Here is a 22,088-nt window from a genome sequence, read left to right as displayed (position 1 = left end):
GGATTGCCGGGGCGCGGATTCAGCTCGCCGCTCGGTGTGCGTGCGGCCGGAATTCCGCCCGGATCGCGGCCCGCCAGAGCTCGTAGCGCGGGAGCGGGCCGCCGTCGTCGCCGACCGCCTCCGTCCGGTCGGAGATGGCCTGCAGCTGCCCGACCGCGAGGTCGGTGAGCACGCCGGCGGCGAGGTGGGTGTGCGCGGGCACGTACCCGGCGTAGGTGCGGGCCTTCACCGCGAACACGACGCCGAGCGCGAGCTGGTCGTAGTGCTCCCCCGCGGCGTGGCGCAGCCGGGCCAGGCCGGACTGGTCACTGCCGCCGGCGAACGTCGAGGCCAGCCCGACCCCGCTCCACAGGTCCGCCCGGCGGGCCTCGGCGAACCGCCCGACCGCTTCGGCCACGGCGTCGGGGTTCCCGCCGTTGATGAACCACAGCGCGCGGCCGACCCCCTGGTCGAACGCCCGGCCGAAGTACTCCGGCCGGCCCGCCCACGGGTAGGGCACCGGGTCCGCCTGCTCGCCCACCCACTTGTCCGTGTCGAAGTAGGCGCGGTCGAAGCCGTAGCCGTCGACGGCGAGCCAGCTCATCACCGGGTGGTAGGCCACCCCGGTCAGCTCGGGCAGGATGTTCTTCCACAGTGGCCGCGGCAGCCGCGCCATCGCGAAGCCGATCCCGATGTAGGTCAGGAAGATGTGCGGGCGCCCCGGCCCTTCCAGCAGCGCGCGGGTGCGGTCGCGGCCGCCGCCCGGCATGGCGTCGAGGATCGTGTAGCCCATCGTCGCGCCTTCGTAGGCGAAGCCGCGCTGTTCGGGCTCGACCAGCGCCAGCCGGCGCTCGATCTCCCACAGCGGCGCACCTTCGATGGCCCATTCGAACCCGCACACGACCGCTTGCGGCACCGCCTCCAGCCGGGCCGTCGCGTCGGTGTGGGTGACCGGGAAGCCGCGCTCGGCGAACCCGACCGAAGCCAGTGAAGGAGCCAGGAACCGCTTCCGGAGGACTCCGATTACCGTGGACATGACGTGGTCGTCCTCTTCTCTCCGGCGGATCAGGCGACGGCGCGCAGGTGCGGGTGCTGAGCGGCGCGCATGCGCTGGGTGAACGGCGACTGCTTCGAGGCCAGGGTGATCGCGATCGGCGCGTCGGTCGCGGCCGGCGCGCGCAGGCCCACCCGGCCGGTGGACAGGCCCTCCGCCGTCACGGTCACGGTCGAGTAGCCGATCGAGAAGCGCGGCCCGCCCAGGCCCGGCTGGTGCTGCGCGACGGCGATCGCCGTCCACCGCCCCGCGGGCACGCCGTGGATGGTCAGCTCACCCGAGCTCATGCCGGCCGAGCCGCCGAAGGCGACCGGACCGCACTGGGGCACCGGGTCGGCGAAGAGCCCGACGAGGGTGTCCGCGGGGGCGGCGTCGCCCGGCATGTCCAGCCGCATCGACAGCACACCCGTGCCCGACTGCAGCGAAGCACAGCTGCGACCGGCCGCGCGCAGCGTGCGCAGCGGCGGAAGCCGTTGCAGCGTCGGCGAAATCGCCACGAGCAGCTCGGCCACCTGCGGTTCGCGGTACTGCGTCGGGGTCAGCCCGACCGCCCGCGAGAACCGGCTGGTGAACGTGCCGACACTGCTGTAGCCGACACTGCACACGATGTCGGAGACGTTCAGCGACGTCGTCAGCAGCAGCCGCTTCGCCTCGAACAGGCGCACGGCCGTCAGGAACCGGCCCGGCGTCACGCCGGTGGCGTGGGCGAACATCCGGGAGAAGTGGAACCGGCTGACGAACACCTCGGAGGCCAGGTCCCCGAGCGTGATGGGCTCGTAGTAGCGCTCCTGGATCATGGAAATCGCCTGCAGCACCGCGGGCCGGACCGACTTCTCCACACGCTCGATGGCCGGTGCCCGGGGCTCATCGTCGAATTCGCTCTCGTATCCGACAGCAGCTATAGACCGCAACATCATGCGTCCAACCTCGAATTCCCCTGATGGCAGTTCTCCTGGTGCCCAGGGAAGACGCCGCTGCTTGCAGTTCGATTGACGAGCGGTCGAGGCCTACCAGGCGAAACGCACTCGGCCGGACGGCGTCCGGGCGGCCACGGGGAATCCACATCGACCGGACCGTGTGGAACGCACGGCGCGCGGGTGCGGGACGCCCGCACGCGTGGAGTGGGCGGTCCCGGCGCGCCCGTGCCTGGTCCGTTCCGGCGAACACCCGCGAAAACGGACGACCAGGGTAGGCCGAATGGCGGACCGTGCGAAACGCACACCGCGAACCTGCGTGACGCACGTGAGCACCCGACAAACGCACCTCGACTCTGGTGGGTGCCTCACTGGCCGCCGGTCCGGCTCTCTGTCACATTCAGGGAGAAGCTCGGTGTCGGCCGTCCCGCGACACGAGCGGCACCACTGGGGAGTGCGGGGGCGCACTGAATACGCTGGAGGCCAGTCATGTACTCCGAATCGCCGCCACCGCCGGACGACACCGGGGTGACGTTCACCGTCCTGGGGCCGCTGGAAGTGCTGCGTGGCGGGGTCGACTACGCGCCGACCACGCCCAAGGTGCTGCAGCTGCTCGCCGTGCTCGTGCTGCGCCCGGGCAAGATGGTACACATCGACACGCTCATCCGGGAGCTCTGGTCGGACAACCCGCCGCGGACGGTGCGCACGACACTGCACACCTACGTCTACCACCTCCGCCGGTGCATCGACCAGAACGGGCTGGCCGCCGACGGCGAGAAGATGCTGGCCACCAAGCAGTCCGGCTACACCTTCTACATCGACCCGACGCGAGTGGACACCCACCGGTTCATCCGGCTGCAGCAGCTCGGCCACGAGCACCAGGACGCCGGACGCCACGCCGCGGCGGCCGACGCCTACCGGGCGGCGCTCGACCTCTGGTCCGGGCCGCCGCTGGCGAACGTCCACTGTGGACCGGTGCTGTCGGCTTACCGCACGGAACTGCTGGAGCAGCGGCGCAGCGTGCTGCACCTGCGGATCGAAGCGGAGATCATCAGCGGCAAGCACCGCGAGCTGATCGGCGAGCTGCGGTCGCTCGCCACCGGCAGCCCGCTGGACGAAGCACTGCACGGCCAGCTGATGCGCGTGCTCGGCCGCAGCGGCCGCCGGTCCGACGCGATGGCCGTCTACCGCCGGCTGCGGTCGCGGCTGGCCGGCGAACTGGGTGTCGAGCCGTGTGACGACCTCCAGGTGCTGCACCGCGAGCTGATCTCCGAAGGGGATCACCGCTGACCCACCGCTTTGCCCGGCTCCGGCCGTTTCCGTCGCACGCCCGAGAACGAAGTGAGGAAGTCCGATGTCTGCTCCGCACACGCGTACCTATGGACAGTTCTGCGGCATCGCCCGCGCACTCGAGCTCGTCGGCGAGCGCTGGTCGCTGCTGATCATCCGTGACCTGGTGCTCGGCGCGAAGCGCTACGACGAGCTGCAGGCCGGTCTGCCGAAGATCCCGCCGTCGATCCTGTCGGCCCGGCTCAACGACCTGGAGGCCGCCGGCGTGCTCCGCCGCCGCGTCCGCGCCGAGCTCGACGCCGGCCTGGTCTACGAGCTGACCCAGTACGGCAGCGAGCTCGACCACATCGTGCTCGACCTCGGGCTCTGGGGCGCCCGCTCGCTCAACGCCCCGAAGGCCGACGAGGTGTTCACCCTGGACGCGGCGATCCTGTCGCTCTACACCACGTTCCGCTCCGACGCCGCGGAGAACGTGCAGATCAACTTCGAGATCCGCTACGACGACCGGATGATCGTGCACGCGCTGGTCGAGAACGGCGCGGTCAAGGTCGGCGAGGGCCGCTTCCCCGGGGCCGAGCTGGTGATCGAGGCGGCGGCCGGCACCGCGCTGCTGGACCTGATGAGCGGCCGGCTGACCGCCGCCGACGCGACCCGCACCGGCAAGCTCGGCATCGAAGGGGCCGTCGCGGACCTCGAGATGTTCGCGCAGCTGTTCCACATCCCCGCGGCACCGGAGCCGGCGACCGGCATCGTCGTCCGCTGACCCGGCGACCGGGTCAGGGCCGGGGTTCCGCCCGGCCGGCCCGGTCCGCACGGGCCCGCAGGTACCGGCGTTCCGGCCCGCTGTCGGTCCGGTCCGCGGCCCGGAGGTAGTGCTCGCGCGCGGCGGCCGGGTCACCGGCGCGTTCGAGCAGGTGGGCCCGCACGGCGTCGGCCCGGGCACCGACGCCGGGCGCGCCGTCGAGCTCGTCGAGCACGGCCAGGCCGGCGTCGGGCCCCAGTACCTGGGCGAGGGCGACCGCGAGGTTCACGGTCACCACCGGGCTCGGCATCAGCTCGCCCAGCACGCCGTAGAGCTCGACGATCTGCGGCCAGTCGGTCTCCTCGGTGCTGGGCGCCTCGTCGTGCAGCGCCGCGATCGCCGCCTGCACCTGGTACGGCCCGACCGGTCCGCGGCCGAGCGCGGACCGGATCAGCCCGGCGCCCTCGGCGATCATCGCCGCGTCCCACCGGCCGCGGTCCTGCTCGGGCAGCGGCACCAGCTCGCGGTCCGGGCCGGTGCGCACCGCCCGCCGCGCGTGGGTCAGCAGCATCAGCGCCAGCAGGCCCGTCACCTCGCCCTCGTCCGGGCGCAGGGCGTGCACGGCGCGGGTCAGCCGGATCGCCTCCGCGGTCAGCTCGACGCGCAGCAGGTCCTCCCCCGACGTCGCCGTGTAACCCTCGTTGAAGATCAGGTAGAGCACCTGGAGGACGACGCGCAGCCGCTCCGGGAAGTCGTCCGGCGACGGCGCGCCGAACGTCGAGCCCGCGGCGGCGATGGCCTCCTTCGCGCGGGTGATGCGCCGCGTCATGGTCGCCTCCGGCACCAGGAACGCCTTCGCGATCTGCGCCGTGGTGAGCCCGCCGACCGCCCGCAGCGTGAGCGCGACCTGCGACGGCTGCGACACCGCGGCGTGACAGCACAGGAACAGCAGGGTCAGCGTGTCGTCGGCGTTCGCGGGCTGCTCCTCGCCGGGCCCGGGTACCGCGGCGACCGGTTCGCGCGCGGCGGCCGACTCCTCACGCCGGCGTCGCGCGCTCTCGCTGCGCCACTGGTCGGTGAGCCGCCGGGACGCGACGGTGACCAGCCAGCCGCGCGGGTTGTCCGGGACGCCTTCGGCCGGCCACTGCTCGCTCGCCGCGAGCAGGGCCTCCTGGACGGCGTCCTCGCACGCGTCGAACCGGCCGTACCGGCGCACCAGCGCGCCCAGCACCGAGGGCACCAGGGGGCGCAGGACCTCGGCGACGGCGGTCACGCCATGGGGACTTCGGCTTCGGCGCCGGCGAAGAAGACGACCTCGCGCACCTCGACGCCGAGGCCGTCGAAGGCGGTGTCCGGGATCATCGCCGCGAGCTCGACCGCGCGTTCCCTGCTCACGCACTCCACGAGGTAGTACCCGGCGAGGAATTCCTTGGTCTCCAGGAACGGGCCGTCGGTGACCGCGGGCGGGCCCGGGCGCCCGCGCACGACGGTGGTCTCACCGGCCGGGCCGAGCGCCTGCGTGCTGATCATCTCGCCGGACTCCCGGATCGTGCGGATGAACTCCCCGTGCCCGGTCGTGATCGCGTCCATGTCCCGCTCGGACAGCTTCGCCATCACGTCGGGGTTCAGGTACATCGCCAGCAGGTACTTCACGTCCCGGCTCCCTTCGGCCACCGCGCCTGGTCCGCGGCCCGACCCTAGCCGAGGCGCGCGGTGCCCGTGATGCCACGCCGCAAGCGGGAAGTGGAGTCATCGCGGTCGCGCCTGCCAGCCTGAACCGGGGCAGTCGCGGTTTCCCGGCACCAGGAGGTGGCACCGATGGCCGACGTGTTCACGGAACTGCAGGCCGAGACCGAGGCGCTGGCCGAGCTGGCCGAGCGCCACGGGCGCGGCCCCGGTCCGGGACCCGACATCACCGGGTACTTCGCCCGGCTGACGTCGACCGCGCGGCTGGTCCGGCTCAGCGTCGAGAACCCGGGCGTGTTCGGCGTGACCCCGCAGATCTCCTACGACTCGCTCGACGAGGCGATCCTGACGTGGCTGCTCGAGCAGCGGAAGGCCACCGCCCTGCTCGCCGCCGCCCCGAAGGAGCAGCAGCTGCCGTGGAGCGACGGCCCGCTGCGCCCGTCCGTGCTCGCCGCGGCCGTGCTGACCGAGGTGTTCGCCGCCGGCCAGGACATCGCCGACGCGTTCGGGGTCCGGCCCCGGCGGGACGACTCCATCGGCCACGTCGCCTACTACGGCGTCCGCACCAGGGACCGCGCCTACCTGCGCCGGCAGGCGACGCCGCCCGCCGAGCAGTTCCGGTTCGAGCTGCGGGCCCCGTCCGGCGCGCGGTGGGACTTCGGGCCGGAGGACGCCACCGATCGCGTCGCCGGCCCGGCCGAGGACTTCTGCCTCCTGGTGACCGGCCGCCGCTACGCCGAAGACCTCGCGCTGACCTTCACCGGCGGGCGCACGGCCGAGTGGCTGGAACTACTGGAAGGCTGAGCGTCGCTCGAAGCGTCACTCGAACAGCGCCGGGTCGCCCGCGCCGACGCGCAGGATTTCCGGCTCCCCGGAGGAGAAGTCGACCACGGTGGTCGGCTCGACCCCGCAGTCGCCGGAGTCGAGCACCGCTTCCAGCTGGTGGTCCAGCTCTTCCTTGATCTCCCAGCCCTGCGTCATCGGCTCGCCCGAGCCGGGCAGCAGCAGCGTGCTCGAGAGCAGCGGCTCGCCGAGCTCGGCCAGCAGCGCCTGGGTGACGCGGTGGTCCGGGATGCGCACGCCGACCGTCTTCTTCTTCTCGTGCATCAGCCGCCGCGGCACCTCCTTGGTGGCGGGCAGGATGAACGTGTAGCTGCCCGGGGTGGCCGCCTTGATCGCGCGGAACACCGCGTTGTCCACGTGGACGTACTGGCCCAGCTGCGCGAAGTCCTGGCACACCAGGGTGAAGTGGTGCCGGTGGTCCAGCTTGCGGATGGTGCGGATGCGGTCGAGCCCGGCGCGGTTGCCCGGCCGGCACCCGAGCGCGAAGCAGGAGTCGGTCGGGTAGGCGATCAGCCCGTCGTGCCGGAGGATCTCGACGACCTGGCCGAGCGCCCGGCGCTGCGGGTTCTCCGGGTGCAGGTCGAAATAGCGTGCCATGAACGCAGAGCCTAGGGGCCACCTGGAACCCCGGCACGACGGCCGTCGAGCAGCCCCGGCGACGACGTCGACGACCGGCACGGCGCCCGGAACGGCGGAGCGCGTCTCCCAGCTTGCGGTTCCGCCGTCGACGCCGCGTGCCGCGCCGGCCACTGCGGGCGGCGTGTTGACCGCTCCCGCCACCGCGTCGGCCGCTCCGGGCGGTGTGCCGGCCCTTCCGGACAGCGCGTGACAAGCACTGGAACGACTTTGCCGGAATCTGGCACGAAGGCCGAGCGCGTCTCCCAGCTTGCGGTTCCGGTGGCGAACGCTGGGCCCGCCCGTGCAGCGCGGTCACACTCCGAAGAGGGACCGCAGCCAGGGAGGACGAGTCATGACGAAGCCGACCGTGCTGGAGCTGGACCGCCCCCGGGTCGTGGCCGGGGCGCACCACCTGTTCGAGGGCCCGCGGGGGCTCGTCTCCCTGGCCGGGCTGTTCGGCAGGCACGACCGCCTGGCCGTGCACCACCCGATGGCCGACCACAGCGGCCCGGCGGACGTCGTGCCGCTCGCCGACATCGCCACCGCCCTGCACGGGCCCGGCCTGCAGCTGGCGCTCGTCTCCCACGCGCCCTACGCGAAGGTCGAGCAGTACCGGCGCTACCTCGGCTGGGGCGTGCCCGCGTACTCGGCCGCCGGCACGGCGTTCACCGACGACTTCCCGGCGACCCGGTACGTGCCCGGCGCGGGCGGCGACTCGTGGGACGACGAGTCCGGGCTGAGCTTCTTCCGGCTGGCCGGCGGGCGGGTGCTGCACATGGGGTCGGTCACCGTGCCGCGGCTGGGGTTCCTGGGCCTGCTCGCGGAGCAGGGCGGCTATCCGCCGGCGCCGGCCGGCCGCTGACCGGTCTTCGCCGCTCCGTGGCGGCCATTCGGCCGAATCCGTCGTCGGAACGGTGTTCCGCGCTTCTCTTCGCTTGCGGTGTGCTCTGGTACGTTAAGATCAGCCGTAAAAGAGCCACCCGTAAGAGAGCGACACCGCGCCCGGACCGGGCGTCCCGGCAGGCACGTCGCCGCGCCGATCCCGGAGGGGGCACCTGATTGTCTCCGGTCACCGCACTCGAGTCTGCCGCCGAACGTTCGGTGACCGCCGAACCCCGCGGCACGACCGCGGCGGACCGGCGGCCCCGGCTGGCCGCCTACCTGGCCTCGGCCATCGTCGTCGCCGTCGTCGCCGGTTTCAGCGTGATCGGGCTGGTCAACCTGCTGCTGCTGCCGGGCCCGGTCGGCTTCGTGCGCGGCGCCTACGCGCTGCTGGGCATCGGCGGGCTGCTGGCCATCCAGCTGCTCTGGTTCAGCCGCCCGGCCGTCCGGCACGACTCCGCCACCAGCCTGATCCTGGTCGCCGTGATGGTCGTGCTGGCCTACGTCCCCCTCCTGACCTTCGGGCTGCTGTGGGCCGACATGCCCGTCTTCGTCGGCGGGGCGGTGCTGCTCGCCCTGCCGGCGCGGTACGCCGGGCCGGCACTGACCGCGGTGTTCTTCAGCGTCGCCTGGATCTACTGGTTCTTCGACGCCTCGCCGCTGAGCATCGTGTACAACGCGGCCGGCTCGGTGTTCTACAGCCTGGTCTTCTACTTGCTGACCCGGCTCGCGCGCATGGTGCACAACCTCCACGAGGCCCGCACCGAACTGGCCCAGCGCGCGGTCGCGGAGCAGCGGCTGGCCTTCGCCCGCGACCTGCACGACCTGCTCGGCATGAGCCTGTCGGCGATCGCGCTCAAGGGCGAGCTCGCGCACCGGCTGATGCGGAAGTCCGTGGACCGCGCCAAGGCCGAGCTCGCCGAGATCACCGCCACCGCCCAGCGCACCCTGTCCGACGTCCGCGCGATCTCCCACGGCTATCGCGAGCTGTCGCTGGAAAAGGAGTCCCGGACGGCCGAATCGCTGCTGTCGGGCTCCGAGATCGCCGTGCAGATCCACCTCGACCAGGGTGACCTGCCGGTGCAGACGCGCACGCTGCTGGCCAAGGTGCTCCGCGAAGGGGTCACGAACGTCCTGCGCTACAGCGACGTCGAGCACTGCGAGATCGACGTCCGGCACCAGGACGGCAAGGTCACGCTGGAGATCGTCAACGACGGCATGACGGCGGACGCCCCGGCGCTCTCACCGGACAGCAGGCTGACCAGCCTGCCCGGGGAGTTCGCCGCGCTCGGCGGCACCGCGAGCGCGAAGATCGACGCGGACGGCCGGTTCCGGCTGCGCGTCGAGCTGCCCGTGCCCGGCCGCCAGGGCACCCCCACCCCGCACGAGGGCGAGCAGCGGACGCAGATCGAGTCGAAGCGGATCCGCAGGCTGCTGCCGCTCACCATGGCGATGATGGCCTTCGGCGCGACCGTGCACGAGCTCCAGCTGACCGACCAGCCGTGGGACCTGGCCCTGGTCGTCGGCTCGATCGCGGCGCTGCTCGCCCTGCAGTTCTCCTACTTCAACCGCCCGACGACCCAGCTGCGCTCGGCGCAGAGCTACGGGATGCTGTTCGTCCAGGCCTGCCTGATCTACCTCCCGCTGCTGCCGCTGGGGCAGAACTGGGTCAGCCTGCCCGGGCTGCTGATCGGCAGCGCGCTGCTGGTCCTGCCGCCGGTGCTGGGCTGGGCGTTCTTCGCGCTGAACATCGCCGCCTACGCGGAGATCCAGCGGATCTCGGGCGCCGACATCACCTCCACCGTGTTCTACACCGCCGCGACCGTGATGACCGGGCTGGCCGTGTTCGGGCTGCTGTGGCTGGTCCGGCTGGTCACCGAGCTGGACAGCACCCGGCGGCGCCTGGCCGAGATGGCCCTCGCCGAGGAACGCCTGCGCTTCGCCCGCGACCTGCACGACCTGCTCGGCATGAGCCTGTCCGCGATCGCGCTGAAGAGCGAGCTGACCGCCCGGGTGCTGCCGCTGGACCGCGGCCGGGCCGAAGAGGAGCTGACGGAGGTCCTCGGCCTGACCCGCCAGGCGCTCTCCGACGTCCGGTCGGTGGCCAGCGGCTACCGGGAACTGTCCCTCGACAGTGAATCCCGCACCGCGAAGTCCGTGCTGGTGGCCGCGGACGTCAAGGTGCGCATGGAGATGCTCGAAGACGAGCTGCCCACGACGGTGCGCACGGTACTGGCCGTCGTCCTGCGCGAAGGCATCACGAACGTGCTGCGCCACAGCAAGGTGGAGAGCTGCGAGATCGCGATGCGCCGCACCGGCAACGGGATCTGCCTCGACATCGTCAACGACGGTGTCCAGCGGGACGCCGCCCGCGTTCCCGCCACCCGCTCGGAAGAACAGGCGGCGGCCGGGGTGCCCGCACCGCGGCTCGCGGGCACGGTCGCCGTGCCCGCCGACGCGTCCCCGGGCAGCGGGATCGGCAACCTCTCCCACCGGGTGACCGACCTCGGCGGCAAGCTCACCGCCGGGATCGAGCCGGACGGCCGGTTCCGGCTGCGGGCCGTCGTCCCGGTCTGAACCACGCGGTCTGAACCACTCGGTCCAGACCTTTCCGCGGTCACAGCCAGCCGGACTCTTCGGCGATGCGGATCGCGTCGACCCGGTTGCGGGCGTTGAGCTTCGCGACGACCGTCGTGAGGTAGTTGCGGACGGTCCCGGCGGACAAGTACAGCCGGGCGGCCACCTCGACCGTCCCGAAGCCCTGCGCGGTCATCCGCAGGACGTCCAGCTCCCGGGCGGTGAGCGGGCAGTCCACCGAGTCCCAGGCCGCCAGCGCCAGGTCGCCGTCGACCATGCGCCGGCCGGCGAGGACCCCCCGCACGGCGTTGGCCAGCTTGTCCGGGGGCGCGTCCTTGAGCAGGAAGCCCCCCACCTTGGCGTCCAGCGCCCGGCGCAGCGTCCCGGGTCTGCCGAGGCTGGTGAGGATGACCGTCCGGCAGTCCGGGACCTGTTCGTGCAGCTCACCGGCGGCGGTGAGCCCGTCCATGCCCGGCAGGTCGATGTCGATGACCGCCACCTGCGCCTCTTTCGCGCGGGCCATCGGCACGATGTCGAGGCCCGACGCGACCTCCGCGACCACGTCGATGTCGGGCTCCAGCCGGAGCAGGGCGACCAGCGCCCCACGCACGATGTGCATGTCCTCTGCGACGAGCACTCTGATCACGGATGCCTCCGCACTCACGATTCCCCAGAACCCCAGTTAAACATTCTGCCCGAGGAATCGGTTGCACCATTCGGGCACCACTGGCGCCGGCATCGCGAAATGTCCGGGCACCCACCGGGACGGCTCGAGGAAAAGATCTATCCGCAACCGGACAGCTACCTGTGGTGACCGGTGACGGAGGCTCGAACGAGCGTGGTGGGAAATTTTCCGGCTTGCCCCGCTTGTGGACTGTGCGACGGTCCACAAGCGACGGGCCGGGTGCGGAACTGCGGAAACGACGCTCAGGCGGCTTCCAGGACGTCCGCCCGGCAGAAACAGGTTCGGGCCGGGCTGCCCGAGGTGGCCTCTTGCCACTGTCCGAACTGTTCGATCACCAGGTCGGTGGCCGTCTTGTCGAACTCGATGCCCATATCCGAGAAAAGCGCGCGAACGTCGGCGGAAACATGTGCAGTCATTGTTGTTCTCCCCAGTGACGAAGATGAATTCTCCACGTGCCACAAATCGTCGCTCAGGGATGCGTTGACAACCAGTGCCGGTGTCACCGGGCCGTTGTGGCTTACACATGCTCCGCGCGGCTCGGGAGAGACTCCGAATGGGCTAACAAACCATCGACGCGGGAGCGATCCGGGGGCTTTCGTCACCATCCGCGTCCGGTCGGTCACGGCCCGCCGCTACGCAGCGTGCAGAACGCACATCTCGTCATGGTTGGACTACCCGGTCCGGCGGCCGCCGGACCCGGATGTGCGAAACGCATGTCGACCATCGGCGAAACCCACGCGCACCGGTGCACAGAGCACTTAAGAAGTAGACGTCCGCAGATCTACAGTTTTGGTCGAAATCAAGTGCCCGCAGCGGATGCCTTCGTCGGGAAGGCCCGGAGGGCGGCTCCCACGTCGGAAGGACGGCCCGCGATGGATGAGATCGTCCGGCAAGCTGTGGCTCGCGCCATCGTGACCATGCGCAACCACTTGGACGAACGGCTCACGATCGACGACCTCGCCCGTGCGGCCGTGTTCAGCAAGTTCCACTTCACCCGGGTGTTCCTCCGGGTCACCGGGCTCTCGCCCGGCCGCTTCCTGTCCGCCTTGCGGCTGGCCGAGGCGAAACGCCTGCTCGCGACCACCGAGACCTCGGTGGCCGACATCAGTCACCAGGTCGGCTACAACAGCGTCGGCACCTTCAGCGCGCGGTTCAGCGGCAGCGTGGGCGTCTCGCCGTCCGGCTACCGCCAGCTGGGCGGCACCGCGCCGCGGCTGTCCGACCGGCAGGCCGGCCCCGGCTCGGAGGCGACCATCCGGGGCCAGCTGCGGGTGCCCCTGCCGGCCGAGGTGGGGCCGGTGTTCATCGGGCTCTTCGCCGCCCGGATCACCGAGGGCGCGCCGGCCCGGCACGTGATCCTGCCCCGGCCCGGGCCCTACGCACTGACGAACGTTCCGCTCGGCTCGTGGTTCGTGCTGTCGCACGCCTACGGCACCACGGCGCCCGACGACACGGCGCTGCGGCCCTTCACCGGCCTGACCGGACCGCTGACCATCCACCGCGGCGTCACCGCGAGCCTGGCGGACGTCCGGATGCGGCCGCGGGACGGTTTCGACCCGCCCGTGCTGCTGGCGCTGCCGGACCTGCGCCAGCCCGCGATATCCCGGCCGATGGCGAGCTGAACGCGCGCTTTTCCGGCCGTGGACCCGCCGTCCGCACCGCGCGGACGGCGGGTCTCGCGCGTCACGGGTCCGCTCCGGCGGGAACCGCGGAATTCCGGACGTTCTCACCCGGACGATCGAGCGGCGTCCGCGAAACACCGGCACCGGGGACGAATGACGTACAATCACCACACGGAGTCGCTGAACTGGGGGGCGAGGTACCGGCGTGATCAAGGTGTTGCTGGCCGAGGACATGCACATGGTTCGCGGCGCCCTGGTCGCCCTCCTGAACCTGGAGTCCGACATCGAAGTGGTGGCCGAGGTGTCCTCGGGCGACCAGATCCTGCCCGCCGCGAAAGCGGCGATGCCCGACGTCGCGGTGATCGACATCGACCTGCCGGGCAAGGACGGGCTGTCCGCGGCGATCGAAATCCACGAGAGCCTGCCCGACTGCCACACGCTGATCCTCACCAGCCTCGGCCGGCCGGGCACGGTGCGCCGGGCGCTGGACGCCAAGGTGAACGGCTTCCTGCTGAAGGACGCCCCGTCGGACAAGCTGGCGAACGCCGTGCGTTCGGTCGCGATAGGACGCCGGTTCATCGACAGCGAGCTCGCGCTGGCGGCCTGGGAGACCGACGACTGCCCGCTCACCCCGCGCGAGCTCGAGATCCTGTCCCTGGCCGCGAAGGGCCGCACGGTCGCCGACATCGCCGCGGAGCTGTACCTCTCGGCGGGAACGGTGCGCAACTACCTGGCCGCCGTGGTGACCAAGCTGAACGCCCGCAACCGGGTACACGCCATCCGCATCGCCACCGAAGCCGAGTGGCTCTGACCGGTCCGATGTGACCGGACCTCGGGAAGCGCTTGGGCGCTCAGTGCGGATGTTCAGCTCGCCCCCGCGGCCTGCCAGCGCAGCCCGGGCGTTCGGGCGCTCAGCTTGAGCGCTCAGCTCGCCCGCTCAGCCCGAGCACGCAACGCGTCCACTTAGCTCAGGCGCTCAACTCGCCCACGCAACACTCCACTCAGCTCAGCCGCTCAGCTTGCCCGGCGGCGGCGGGCGAGTTGCGGGCCTGAGCGCACCGGGATCGCGGCCAGCAGGCGGTGGGTGCCGTCCGGGCCCGTTTCCGTCGTCAGGGCGCCGTCCAGGGCCTGTACGCGGTCGCGGAGGTTGCGCAGCCCGGCGCCGGAGTCGGCGCCGTCGCAGGCTGCGCCCGCGGCGCCGTCGTTGACGATCTCCAGCCAGGCCGTTCCGTCTTCGGTGCTGACGGAGAACGCGCACCAGCTCGCGCTGCTGTGGCGCAGCACGTTCGTCACCCCTTCGCGCAGCACCATGGCCAGCACGGTGGCGACCTGCGGCGGCAGGCCGCCGAGCCCGGAGCGGGCCACGGTCACCCGGGTGCCGGCCGCGCTCAGCACCGCCGCCGCCGCCCGGCACTCGTCTTCGATCGACAGGTCGCGGTAGCCGGCGGCGATCGTGCGGACGTCGGCCAGCGCGCGCCGCGACATCACCAGCAGCTCGCCGAGCTCCTCCTTGGCCTGGCCCGGCCTGCCGAGCACGAGGCGGTCGACCAGCTCACCCTTCAGGGTGATCGCCGAAAGGCTCATCCCCAGCAGGTCGTGCAGGTCGCTGGAGAACCGCTTGCGTTCCTCGGTGATGGCCTGGCGCTTCAGCTCGCGCACCTGCTCGCCGCGCTCGGCCACCAGCCGCGCGGCCGTGCCCAGCCCGAACAGGGCGAGCGTGGCGACCCCGGTGGACACCGCGCCCGCCAGGCCGGCGGCGACCGAGCCACCCGGCAACGCCGGGACCACCGCCGCGCCGGCGCACGCCAGCAACGCGCCGGGCACCGCGAGGACCGGCCGGAACGTCAGCAGCACGCTCCCGGCGAAGAACCCGCCGGCCACGCTCCACGACGCACCGAACGGCATCAAGCCGATCACCGCCTGCAGGAGCAGCACCACTACCGGCCGCCGGACCCGGCCGCGGCCGAAACCGGCCAGGTACCCCACCGCCAGCACCGCGGCGCAGACCGGCGCGGCCAGCCGGACGAGCCCGGGCTGGGAGCCGGTCAGCACGGGCAGGGACGCCAGCGACGCCACGCCGATCGCGGCCGCCACCTGTGCGGCGAACACGAGCGTGCGGGTCTCGGACCGCTCGTCCTCGAACGCGGGAGGCGGCTCGGCGGCCGGCCCCTGGAGCCGCGTCCCGCGAATCGGTATCGGCTGAACCACGAGCCCTCCCAGATACCCCCTGGATCCCGGAGACTCCAAGGTAACAGGGAAGTCCGGGAAAACGGGAGGTCACCGCGACGGCGGGAAATCCAGGACGCACTCGCCGACGCTCACCTCGGCCGGCCACTCCAGCTTCAGCGAGCGGTCGACCCGGTCCCCGGCGTCGACCGGCACGGCGTGCGCGGCCAGCCCCATCGCCTTCGCGGTCAGGTAGAGGACCTGCTGGAGGGCGCCGACGTGCAGCAACGTCGTCGCGTACGCGGCGTTCCCCAGCACCCAGGCGATCCGCGACATCCGCGCGGTCATCGTCAGCAGCACCGGCGGCCGGCGGTGGCTGCCGGCCCCGACCATGGCCAGGTCGAGCAGGCCGTCGAGGCCACCGGCGTCGTCGTTGGTCAGCGTCAGGGTGTGCCACAGCGGGTCGTAGTGGTAGATCCCCCGCGCCAGGCCGACGCAGCGGTTGATCGCGACGTAGATCTCGAGCTCGTACAGGCAGGCGACGCTGAAGTAGGGCCGCTGGGAGGCCTCGTGGGCCGGGCCGCCGGGCAGGTACGCCGGGCCGACCGAGCGCACCCGCGCGGCGCGGAAGAGCAGCTCCCCGATCTGCTCGGCGGACAACGCGCGCTCGGTCATCTCGGGGCAGGTGTGGTCGTCTTCGAGCAGCTCGCTCAGGGTCGGGTCGTTGGCCTGGAGCATCGCCGGGCTGGGCCGGTGCAGCGGGAAGGTCGAGCCGGCCGCGGTCTGCTTGACCACCGGCGGCTCGGCGCCCTCGCGGTGCGCCCCCGGGTCCGTCGGGCCGCCCTTCTGCCAGGTCCGGCTCCGGGCGTGGAACAGCAGGTCGCCGGGCGACCAGACGGCCAGGTCACCGTCGGTGTCCTCGGTGAACCGCGCCCAGTCGTCGGCCAGCAGCGCCACCCCCGCGGCCACCAGGAACGCGATGATGTCGGCCACGACCGGCTCGGCCAGCCCGGTGATCTCCGCGACCTGCGCGACGGTGACCGGACCGGCCAGCGACGAGACCACGAGCATCGCCGGCGGCCGCAGCAACGCGACCCGGTACCGGGCGCGGGGGGACTCGAGCAGCAGGCCACCGCCGTCCGGGCGCATCGCCGAGAACCGGGACAGCTTGACCTGCCGGCCGGGTGGCACCGGCTCGGCCTGGAAGACCGGGGACTGGGTGACCGGGATCGCCGAGAGCAGCGGACCGCGGCCGTCGTTGAGCGCGAGCGAGTGCACGACCGAGCCGGCCAGCCGGTTGAGCACCCGGCGCAGCGTGCCGGCCCAGGCTTCGGCACCACCGCGCGCCGACGAGGCCAGGTTGGCCATCGACACCGGGCCGAGCAGCAGCCGGCTCAGCGACTCGCGGACCGCCTCGGGAATGCTCGCCAGCTCGTACTCGCCCCACCACGTGATCGCGACGAGCGTGTCGTCCTCCCCCGCTTCCAGCAGGGTGTCTTCGCTCAGGGACCACAGCCGGACGGTCTCCGGACTGCCCTCCAGGCCGTCTGCAAGCAAGGTATTCTCCTAGGGCGGAACAACGAGCACTGAGCCTCCCGCGGGACTCTTAAAGAAACATCGGGAACGGGTTGAGGCCCTCGTACGGCGTCGGCGCGTCGAGCCGGCCGAGCCGGACCGGGACGTCGAACAGCCGGCCGGGCGCGAACCGGGCCCAGAACGGCCGCAGGCCCGGGACGAGCACCTTGACCACCGGGATCCCGACGTCCGGCCGGGTCTGGTCGAGCACGAGCAGCTCGAGACCCGCCTGGCCGAGCAGCCGGGCCAGCGCCTCGACGTCGTCGCGGACATCGGACCGGTTGACGTACGGGAAGTCGGCCGCGGCCCGCATCCGCTGCCCGGCCGCGGGCCGCAGGTAGGGCTGGTTGGCGACGGTGGCGTACGCGAGCCAGCGCCGCGCGTCCGGGTCGTCGACGTCGTGGCCCGCGGCCTGCACGACGGGCAGCATCTGGTTGAGCTCGGTCACCGCCCGGCGCACCGCGATCCGCGGATCGAGGTGGGCGCCGAAGCCCATCATGATGTCCTCGTGCGGGCCGTCGGTCCGCCGCGAAAGCGCGACGGCCACCGGGATCCCGAGATCGGACGTCACGTCGAGGACCCACAGCTCCCGGCCGAGCGTCGCGTAGCCGGCCGACATCTCCTCCAGCCACGGGTCGCCGAAGGACGCGAGGTCGACGCCCGGCACCGGCGTGCGGTTGTACCACCACAGCGCCACCGCGTCGCGTTCGACGAGCTCCAGCGCGCCCTGCAGGATCGCGTCCTCCAGGCTGCTGCCCGCCGCGGCGCCGTTCGAGTCCGCGCGCACCCCGGGCGTCGCGTGCTCCCGCGGGATGCCGTAGTACAGGTAGGACGTCGGCAGCAGGCGGCGCTGCCCGGTGAGCGACCACACCGGCGTCCAGTCGACCTCGGCCGCCGGGTCGAACGGCGCGGGGACCCCCTGGAACTCCGCGTGGGCGCGGTTCCAGGCCGCGCGGTCGCGGTACTGCCGGTCGTCGAAGAGCATGCATTCGTTGGGGTGGACGGCTTCCTCGCCCAGCTGCGCGTAGGAGCCGCGGATGCGGAGCTCGTCGCCCTGGAAGTTGCCGGAGAACCGCTCCGCCGCCTCGCAGAGGGCGCTGACCTCGGCGTCGAGCGGGCTGACGCCCTTGCCGCCGTTCTCGCAGCGCAACCCGGCGCGCAACGCGGCCATCCCGGTGACCCCGCGGGCGACGTTGGGCCCGGAGCGGTAGGCGTTGGCGAACGACGGCGCGGCCGGGTCCGGCCGGATCTCCTTGATGATCCCGGTGACCGGGCTGACCAGGTGGCGGTGCCGGCTCAGCATCTCCGCCGGGGTGGTCGTCCGGTGCCCGCCACCGCCGGTGGTCGCCTTCTTCGCCGGCTGCAGCACCACCGGGCGGTCCGTGCGCCCGGCCACCAGCGACGGGTCGCCGCAGTCCGGGCACTGCGGGCGGCGGCGCAGCTCGTGCAGCCGGCCCTGCAGGTCGAGCGTGTCCAGCGTCCACACGCACTGCTGGCCGGGATGGCGGTAGCCGGCCAGCCACTTGGACGCCTCCAGCGCGACCAGGTGCGCCGCGGCCGCGGTCAGCGACGGCAGCGCCGACACCGGGCGGTGCGCCGGGCCGGCGTGGCCGAGTTCTTCCTGCACGCACGCCTCGGCGTGCCGGTGGCCCCACAGCCGGTGCGTCAGGCAGTGCCAGCACGCCTCCCCCGGCTGGAGCACCGGGCCGATCCACACCTGGGCCCCGGACGGGCGCGCGAGCAGCCAGGGCCGCCCGGTCCGGCGGTGCTCGGCGTCGATCACGGCCAAGCGCGGGTCGAGGTAGTCGGCGCACAGCACGATCGACAGGTCGGCGACACCGGCGTCCGCGGGCAGCACCTCGATACCGGCGTCGGCCAGCGCCCGCTCGACGGCGCCGGGGTCGGTGCCGGCGGCGCTGTCGCCCACCGCGATCAGCGCCGCGGTGCCCGGCCGCGCGGCGACGACGTCGGCGTCGATGCCGCAGGCGTCCCAGTAGGCCAGCGCGCGCTCGTCACCCGGCCGGGTGCCCCCGGCCGGCTTGCGCAACGTCACCAGGCCGGCGTCGACCAGCTGGGTCAGCAGCGCGGCGACCTCCTCCGGGGCCATTCCCCCCGGCCGGCCGCTCAGCAGCCGGTCGAGGTCGTGCGTGCCGTCCAGCAGGGCCGCCAGCGATTCGATCTTGGCCCCGTGCATCGCGATGACGCCCTGCTCGGAGAACAGGTAGGCGCCCTTGCCCGCGTGGACCTCCGCCCGCAGGTGCCGCCGGAACGCCGGGGTCGGGGCGGGAGCGGGCGTGGCCGCGGCGGGCCCGCCGTCGTCCGGTACCCGCACGTCCACCGCTGTTGTGCGCATGGGGCTCTCCTGCCGGCAGTCGGGAGGATTGAACGAGGACCCGAATCCTGCTCCTGCAGGCCGGGGCCCGGCCAGTGTGCAAAAGCACGGAGAAGTCGTGCGAAACGCATGTTTCGACCTGTGAAACACAGGGGTGGCCGGTGCGCGGCTCACTGGCAGCGCGAGGCCTGGGCCGTCACCGTGGACAGCGACGCCCGTGGCGGCACGGCACGTCGCCGGAACCGTAACCGAGCCCGCGGCACCGCGCGACTCGGACGGCAGCCGGCCAGGCACCCGAAAAAGTGAGGAACCGAGTATGCCCACCTCTGCTCGCACCTACGGACAGTTCTGCGGCCTGGCCCGGGCGCTCGAGATCATCGGCGAACGATGGTCGCTGCTCGTCGTGCGGGACCTCGTGCTCGGTCCGAAGCGCTTCAACGACCTCCGGCAGACCCTCCCGCGCATCCCGGTCAGCATCCTCACCTCCCGGCTCAACGAGCTCGAGGAGGCGGGTGTGATCCGCCGCCGCGTCCTGTCGCAGCTGGACGCAGGCGTCGTCTACGAGCTCACCGAGTACGGCTGCGAGCTCGACCACATCGTGCTCGACCTCGGCCTGTGGGGTGCCCGCTCGCTCGGCTACCCGAAGCCGGACGACGCGTTCAGCATCGACACCGCGATCCTGTCGCTCTACACGACCTTCCGCGAGGAGGAGGCCGCGGGCGTGCACGTCAACTACGAGCTGCGCCATCTCGGCGGCGAGATGATCGTGCACGCGCTGGTCGACGACGGCACCCTCAAGGTCTCCGCCGGCTCGCTGCCCAGCCCCGACCTGGTGATCGAGCCGCAGGGCCCGGCGATCCTGGACCTGCTCAACGGCAGCCTGACCGCGCAGGACGCGCTGTCCGGCGGTCAGGTCCACGTCGAGGGCGACCCGGCGCACCTGGAGCTGTTCACCCGGCTGTTCCACATCCCGCCGGCTCCGGAGCGCCCGACCGGGCTGGCCGTGCACTGACGCCCGTCGGCGCAATCCGCCACACCGCCGCACTTTTCGCCACGAGATGGGCAATCCGGAGGAACGGATTGCCCTCCGGCGAAAGCTAAGATCCGTGCGAAACGTCCTTTTCGGGATACTGGGGTCTGCATGTCGACGTCCGAAATCACCCGCCCCGCCGGGTTCCTCGCCGCGCTCAACAGCCGGTACCACCACCGCGCGCTCGCCGTGTTCATGGTGATCGTCATCGGGCACTGGGCCGAGCACATCGTGCAGGCCGTGCAGATCTACGGCTTCGGCTGGCCGACCTCGCGGGCCCGCGGCGTGCTGGGCATGCCGTTCCCGTGGCTGATCTCGCAGGAGTGGCTGCACTACGGCTACGCGCTGGTGATGCTGGTGTTCCTGTGGGTCCTGCGCCACGGCTTCGCCGGCCGCTCGCGGCAGTGGTGGAACCTGGCCCTCGGCATCCAGTTCTGGCACCACATCGAGCACCTGCTGCTGTTCATCCAGGCGCAGTCGGGCTGGCGGCTGGCCGGGCAGAAGGTGCCCACCAGCATCATCCAGCTGCTGATCCCGCGGGTGGAGCTGCACCTGTTCTACAACACGATCGTCACCATCCCGATGATCGTCGCGATCGTGCTGCACCGGCGGGCCTCGGCCGCGGAGCACGAGCTGACCGGCTGCACCTGCGGGCTGCCCCGGCACACCGCGCTCGCCGCGTCGTGAAACGCGCGCTGGCCCTGCTGGCCCTGGTCCTCGGCCTGCTGGTGGTCGGCGCCGTTCCCGCTTCGGCTCACGTCGAGATCATCTCGTCCACCCCCGGGGACGGTGCCCGCCTGACGGCGGCGCCGTCCCTGGTGTCGGTGACGCTGTCGGAGAACATCGGCATCCAGCCCGGCTCGATCAAGGTCGTGGACCTGTCCGGGAAGCAGGCGGAGACCGGCCCGGTGTTCCAGCCCGGCGACGTCGCCGAGCAGGTGGCGGTGCGGCTCGAGCCGGGCCTGCCCGACGGCAGCTACCTCGTGGAGTACGCGTTCGTCTCGGCCGACTCGCACCCCGTGCGCGGCACGTTCGCGTTCGTCGTCGGCACCGGCCCGCTGGTGACGTCGGCGGGCGCGGTCTCGGCCGCCACCGGCACGGACCCGGCGGTCGACGCGGTGTCGACGGCGGTCCGCTGGCTGGCCTACCTCGGCGTCGTCCTGCTCGGCGGGCTGGCGTTCGTGCTGCTCTGCCGCCCGGCGGCGCGCACCGACGGCCGGGCGCGGCGGCTGCTGCGCTGGGGCGCGGGACTGGTCGGCGTGATGGCGGCCGCGGCGTTCGTGCTGCAGGGCCCGTACGCGGCCGGGCGCGACCTGGCGGCGGTGGCCGACCCGGCCCTGCTGGCCGACACGCTCCGCGTCGCGTACGGGAAGCTGTTGCTGCTGCGCCTGGTCGCGGTGGGCGCCCTGGCGGTGTGCACGGCCCGGCTGCTGGGGCCGTCGGACCGCCTGCGGCCGCGGTTCGAGAACCTGGCGATGGTGGCCGGTTTCCTCGTCCTGCTGACGTTCTCGGCGACCGGGCACCCGGTGACCGACCCGATCATGTACTTCTCGGTGAGCGCGGACCTGGTGCACTTCGGCGCGATCGCGATCTGGGCCGGCGGCCTGGTCCAGCTGGCGCTGTGCCTGTACCGCCCGGCCGACGGCGAGGACGTCGCCGGCGTGGCGGCCCGGTTCTCCAGGCTGGCGGCGGGCGCGGTGACGGCGATCGCGCTCAGCGGCGCGGTACTGGCGCTGCGGATCATGCCGTCGCTGACGTCGTTGTGGACCACCCGGTTCGGGCTGCTGGTGCTGCTGAAGATCGCGGGCTTCGCGGCGCTGCTGGCCGTGGCGAGCCGATCCCGCCGCGCGGTCCGCCGGATGGCGACCCCCGCGCCGGGCGGCACCGCGACGCTCACCACGGACCTGCGCCGCCTCCGTCTGGCGGTGTCGACGGAGGTTCTGCTCAGCGTGGTCGTCCTCGCCCTGGCGGCGTTCCTGACGGTCACCCCGCCCGGCGGCTGACCCGGCTTTCTCCGGCCCACCCATCGGCGACCCATACCCAAACTCGTCGCGCCCGCTCCGCAGCGTGCGTGATGGTGTCGCCGGGATCCT

At 72.4% G+C, this 22,088-nt stretch carries 20 protein-coding genes; 10 read left to right on the top strand and 10 right to left on the bottom strand.

All coding sequences use genetic code 11. The annotated features are described in order from the left end of the window. Positions 1–19: 19 nt before the first annotated feature. Positions 20–1,015: a DUF1702 family protein gene (locus tag OG570_RS23110; protein ID WP_326959206.1), complete on the bottom strand. Its 996-nt coding sequence runs from the start codon at positions 1,013–1,015 to the stop codon at positions 20–22. Positions 1,016–1,044: 29 nt separating this feature from the next. Continuing rightward, the gene (locus OG570_RS23105; protein ID WP_442788295.1) at positions 1,045–1,872 is read right to left on the bottom strand and encodes a helix-turn-helix transcriptional regulator; all 828 of its coding nucleotides are present in this window, start codon (positions 1,870–1,872) and stop codon (positions 1,045–1,047) included. A gap of 564 nt (positions 1,873–2,436) precedes the next feature. Here OG570_RS23105 and OG570_RS23100 point away from each other — a divergent pair. Both OG570_RS23100 and OG570_RS23095 read left to right on the top strand, forming a co-directional pair. Further along, positions 2,437–3,237 (top strand): AfsR/SARP family transcriptional regulator, encoded by an 801-nt coding sequence (locus OG570_RS23100; protein WP_247055522.1) that lies wholly within the window; start codon positions 2,437–2,439, stop codon positions 3,235–3,237. A 64-nt stretch (positions 3,238–3,301) separates the two neighbouring features. Then, positions 3,302–4,000 carry a helix-turn-helix domain-containing protein gene (locus tag OG570_RS23095; protein WP_326943474.1) on the top strand — a complete coding sequence of 233 codons (699 nt, stop codon included), beginning with the start codon at positions 3,302–3,304 and terminating at the stop codon, positions 3,998–4,000. A 13-nt stretch (positions 4,001–4,013) separates the two neighbouring features. On the opposite strand, the gene OG570_RS23090 is transcribed toward OG570_RS23095, so the two are convergent. Together OG570_RS23090 and OG570_RS23085 are read right to left on the bottom strand one after the other, a co-directional pair. Then, the gene (locus tag OG570_RS23090; protein WP_326959204.1) at positions 4,014–5,252 is read right to left on the bottom strand and encodes an RNA polymerase sigma factor; all 1,239 of its coding nucleotides are present in this window, start codon (positions 5,250–5,252) and stop codon (positions 4,014–4,016) included. Then, positions 5,249–5,632, bottom strand: coding sequence for a YciI family protein (locus OG570_RS23085; protein WP_326959202.1), 384 nt, complete (start codon positions 5,630–5,632; stop codon positions 5,249–5,251). Before OG570_RS23085 ends, OG570_RS23090 begins: the two co-directional genes overlap by 4 nt. Positions 5,633–5,797: 165 nt before the next feature. On the opposite strand from OG570_RS23085, the gene OG570_RS23080 reads away from it, so the two are divergent. After that, positions 5,798–6,469 (top strand): maleylpyruvate isomerase family mycothiol-dependent enzyme, encoded by a 672-nt coding sequence (locus tag OG570_RS23080; protein ID WP_326943477.1) that lies wholly within the window; start codon positions 5,798–5,800, stop codon positions 6,467–6,469. Positions 6,470–6,484: 15 nt separating this feature from the next. Here the strand turns inward: OG570_RS23080 and OG570_RS23075 are convergent, their stop codons facing one another. Then, positions 6,485–7,105: an L-threonylcarbamoyladenylate synthase gene (locus OG570_RS23075; RefSeq protein WP_247055530.1), complete on the bottom strand. Its 621-nt coding sequence runs from the start codon at positions 7,103–7,105 to the stop codon at positions 6,485–6,487. Between the two features lie 373 nt (positions 7,106–7,478). Between OG570_RS23075 and OG570_RS23070 the strand changes: the two genes are divergently transcribed. Together OG570_RS23070 and OG570_RS23065 are read left to right on the top strand one after the other, a co-directional pair. Further along, positions 7,479–7,988 carry a DUF899 family protein gene (locus OG570_RS23070; RefSeq protein ID WP_326959200.1) on the top strand — a complete coding sequence of 170 codons (510 nt, stop codon included), beginning with the start codon at positions 7,479–7,481 and terminating at the stop codon, positions 7,986–7,988. A 197-nt stretch (positions 7,989–8,185) separates the two neighbouring features. Beyond that, entirely contained in the window at positions 8,186–10,585 is a 2,400-nt protein-coding gene (locus tag OG570_RS23065; protein WP_442788294.1) for a sensor histidine kinase, read from the top strand. Positions 10,586–10,625: 40 nt separating this feature from the next. Here the strand turns inward: OG570_RS23065 and OG570_RS23060 are convergent, their stop codons facing one another. Together OG570_RS23060 and OG570_RS23055 are read right to left on the bottom strand one after the other, a co-directional pair. Further along, complete coding sequence (locus OG570_RS23060) at positions 10,626–11,231, bottom strand: response regulator transcription factor (protein ID WP_247055533.1); 606 nt, start codon at positions 11,229–11,231, stop codon at positions 10,626–10,628. Positions 11,232–11,512: 281 nt separating this feature from the next. Continuing rightward, positions 11,513–11,773 carry a hypothetical protein gene (locus OG570_RS23055; protein WP_326943480.1) on the bottom strand — a complete coding sequence of 87 codons (261 nt, stop codon included), beginning with the start codon at positions 11,771–11,773 and terminating at the stop codon, positions 11,513–11,515. Positions 11,774–12,142: 369 nt separating this feature from the next. On the opposite strand from OG570_RS23055, the gene OG570_RS23050 reads away from it, so the two are divergent. Together OG570_RS23050 and OG570_RS23045 are read left to right on the top strand one after the other, a co-directional pair. After that, positions 12,143–12,892, top strand: a complete 750-nt coding sequence (locus OG570_RS23050; RefSeq protein WP_326943481.1) for an AraC family transcriptional regulator — start codon at positions 12,143–12,145, stop codon at positions 12,890–12,892. A gap of 205 nt (positions 12,893–13,097) precedes the next feature. Then, the gene (locus OG570_RS23045) at positions 13,098–13,703 is read left to right on the top strand and encodes a response regulator transcription factor (protein ID WP_256475271.1); all 606 of its coding nucleotides are present in this window, start codon (positions 13,098–13,100) and stop codon (positions 13,701–13,703) included. Between the two features lie 203 nt (positions 13,704–13,906). Here OG570_RS23045 and OG570_RS23040 read toward each other — a convergent pair whose 3' ends face one another. From OG570_RS23040 to OG570_RS23030, 3 genes are all read right to left on the bottom strand, one after another. After that, positions 13,907–15,100, bottom strand: coding sequence for a sensor histidine kinase (locus OG570_RS23040; RefSeq protein ID WP_326959196.1), 1,194 nt, complete (start codon positions 15,098–15,100; stop codon positions 13,907–13,909). Positions 15,101–15,169: 69 nt separating this feature from the next. Next, a complete protein-coding gene (locus tag OG570_RS23035; RefSeq protein ID WP_326959194.1) occupies positions 15,170–16,615 on the bottom strand; it encodes a SagB/ThcOx family dehydrogenase in 1,446 nt (481 codons plus the stop codon). A gap of 49 nt (positions 16,616–16,664) precedes the next feature. Beyond that, positions 16,665–18,986, bottom strand: coding sequence for a TOMM precursor leader peptide-binding protein (locus OG570_RS23030; RefSeq protein ID WP_326959192.1), 2,322 nt, complete (start codon positions 18,984–18,986; stop codon positions 16,665–16,667). A gap of 295 nt (positions 18,987–19,281) precedes the next feature. Between OG570_RS23030 and OG570_RS23025 the strand changes: the two genes are divergently transcribed. From OG570_RS23025 to OG570_RS23015, 3 genes are all read left to right on the top strand, one after another. Then, positions 19,282–19,977 carry a helix-turn-helix domain-containing protein gene (locus OG570_RS23025; RefSeq protein WP_326943485.1) on the top strand — a complete coding sequence of 232 codons (696 nt, stop codon included), beginning with the start codon at positions 19,282–19,284 and terminating at the stop codon, positions 19,975–19,977. Between the two features lie 129 nt (positions 19,978–20,106). Continuing rightward, a complete protein-coding gene (locus OG570_RS23020; protein WP_326959190.1) occupies positions 20,107–20,682 on the top strand; it encodes a hypothetical protein in 576 nt (191 codons plus the stop codon). Next, a complete protein-coding gene (locus OG570_RS23015) occupies positions 20,679–21,998 on the top strand; it encodes a copper resistance CopC/CopD family protein (RefSeq protein ID WP_326959188.1) in 1,320 nt (439 codons plus the stop codon). Before OG570_RS23020 ends, OG570_RS23015 begins: the two co-directional genes overlap by 4 nt. Positions 21,999–22,088 lie beyond the last annotated feature (90 nt).

Origin of the sequence: Amycolatopsis sp. NBC_01286, from assembly GCF_035982555.1 — a bacterium.
GTDB lineage: Bacteria > Actinomycetota > Actinomycetes > Mycobacteriales > Pseudonocardiaceae > Amycolatopsis.
This window is presented reverse-complemented; position numbering and strand designations above follow the sequence as displayed.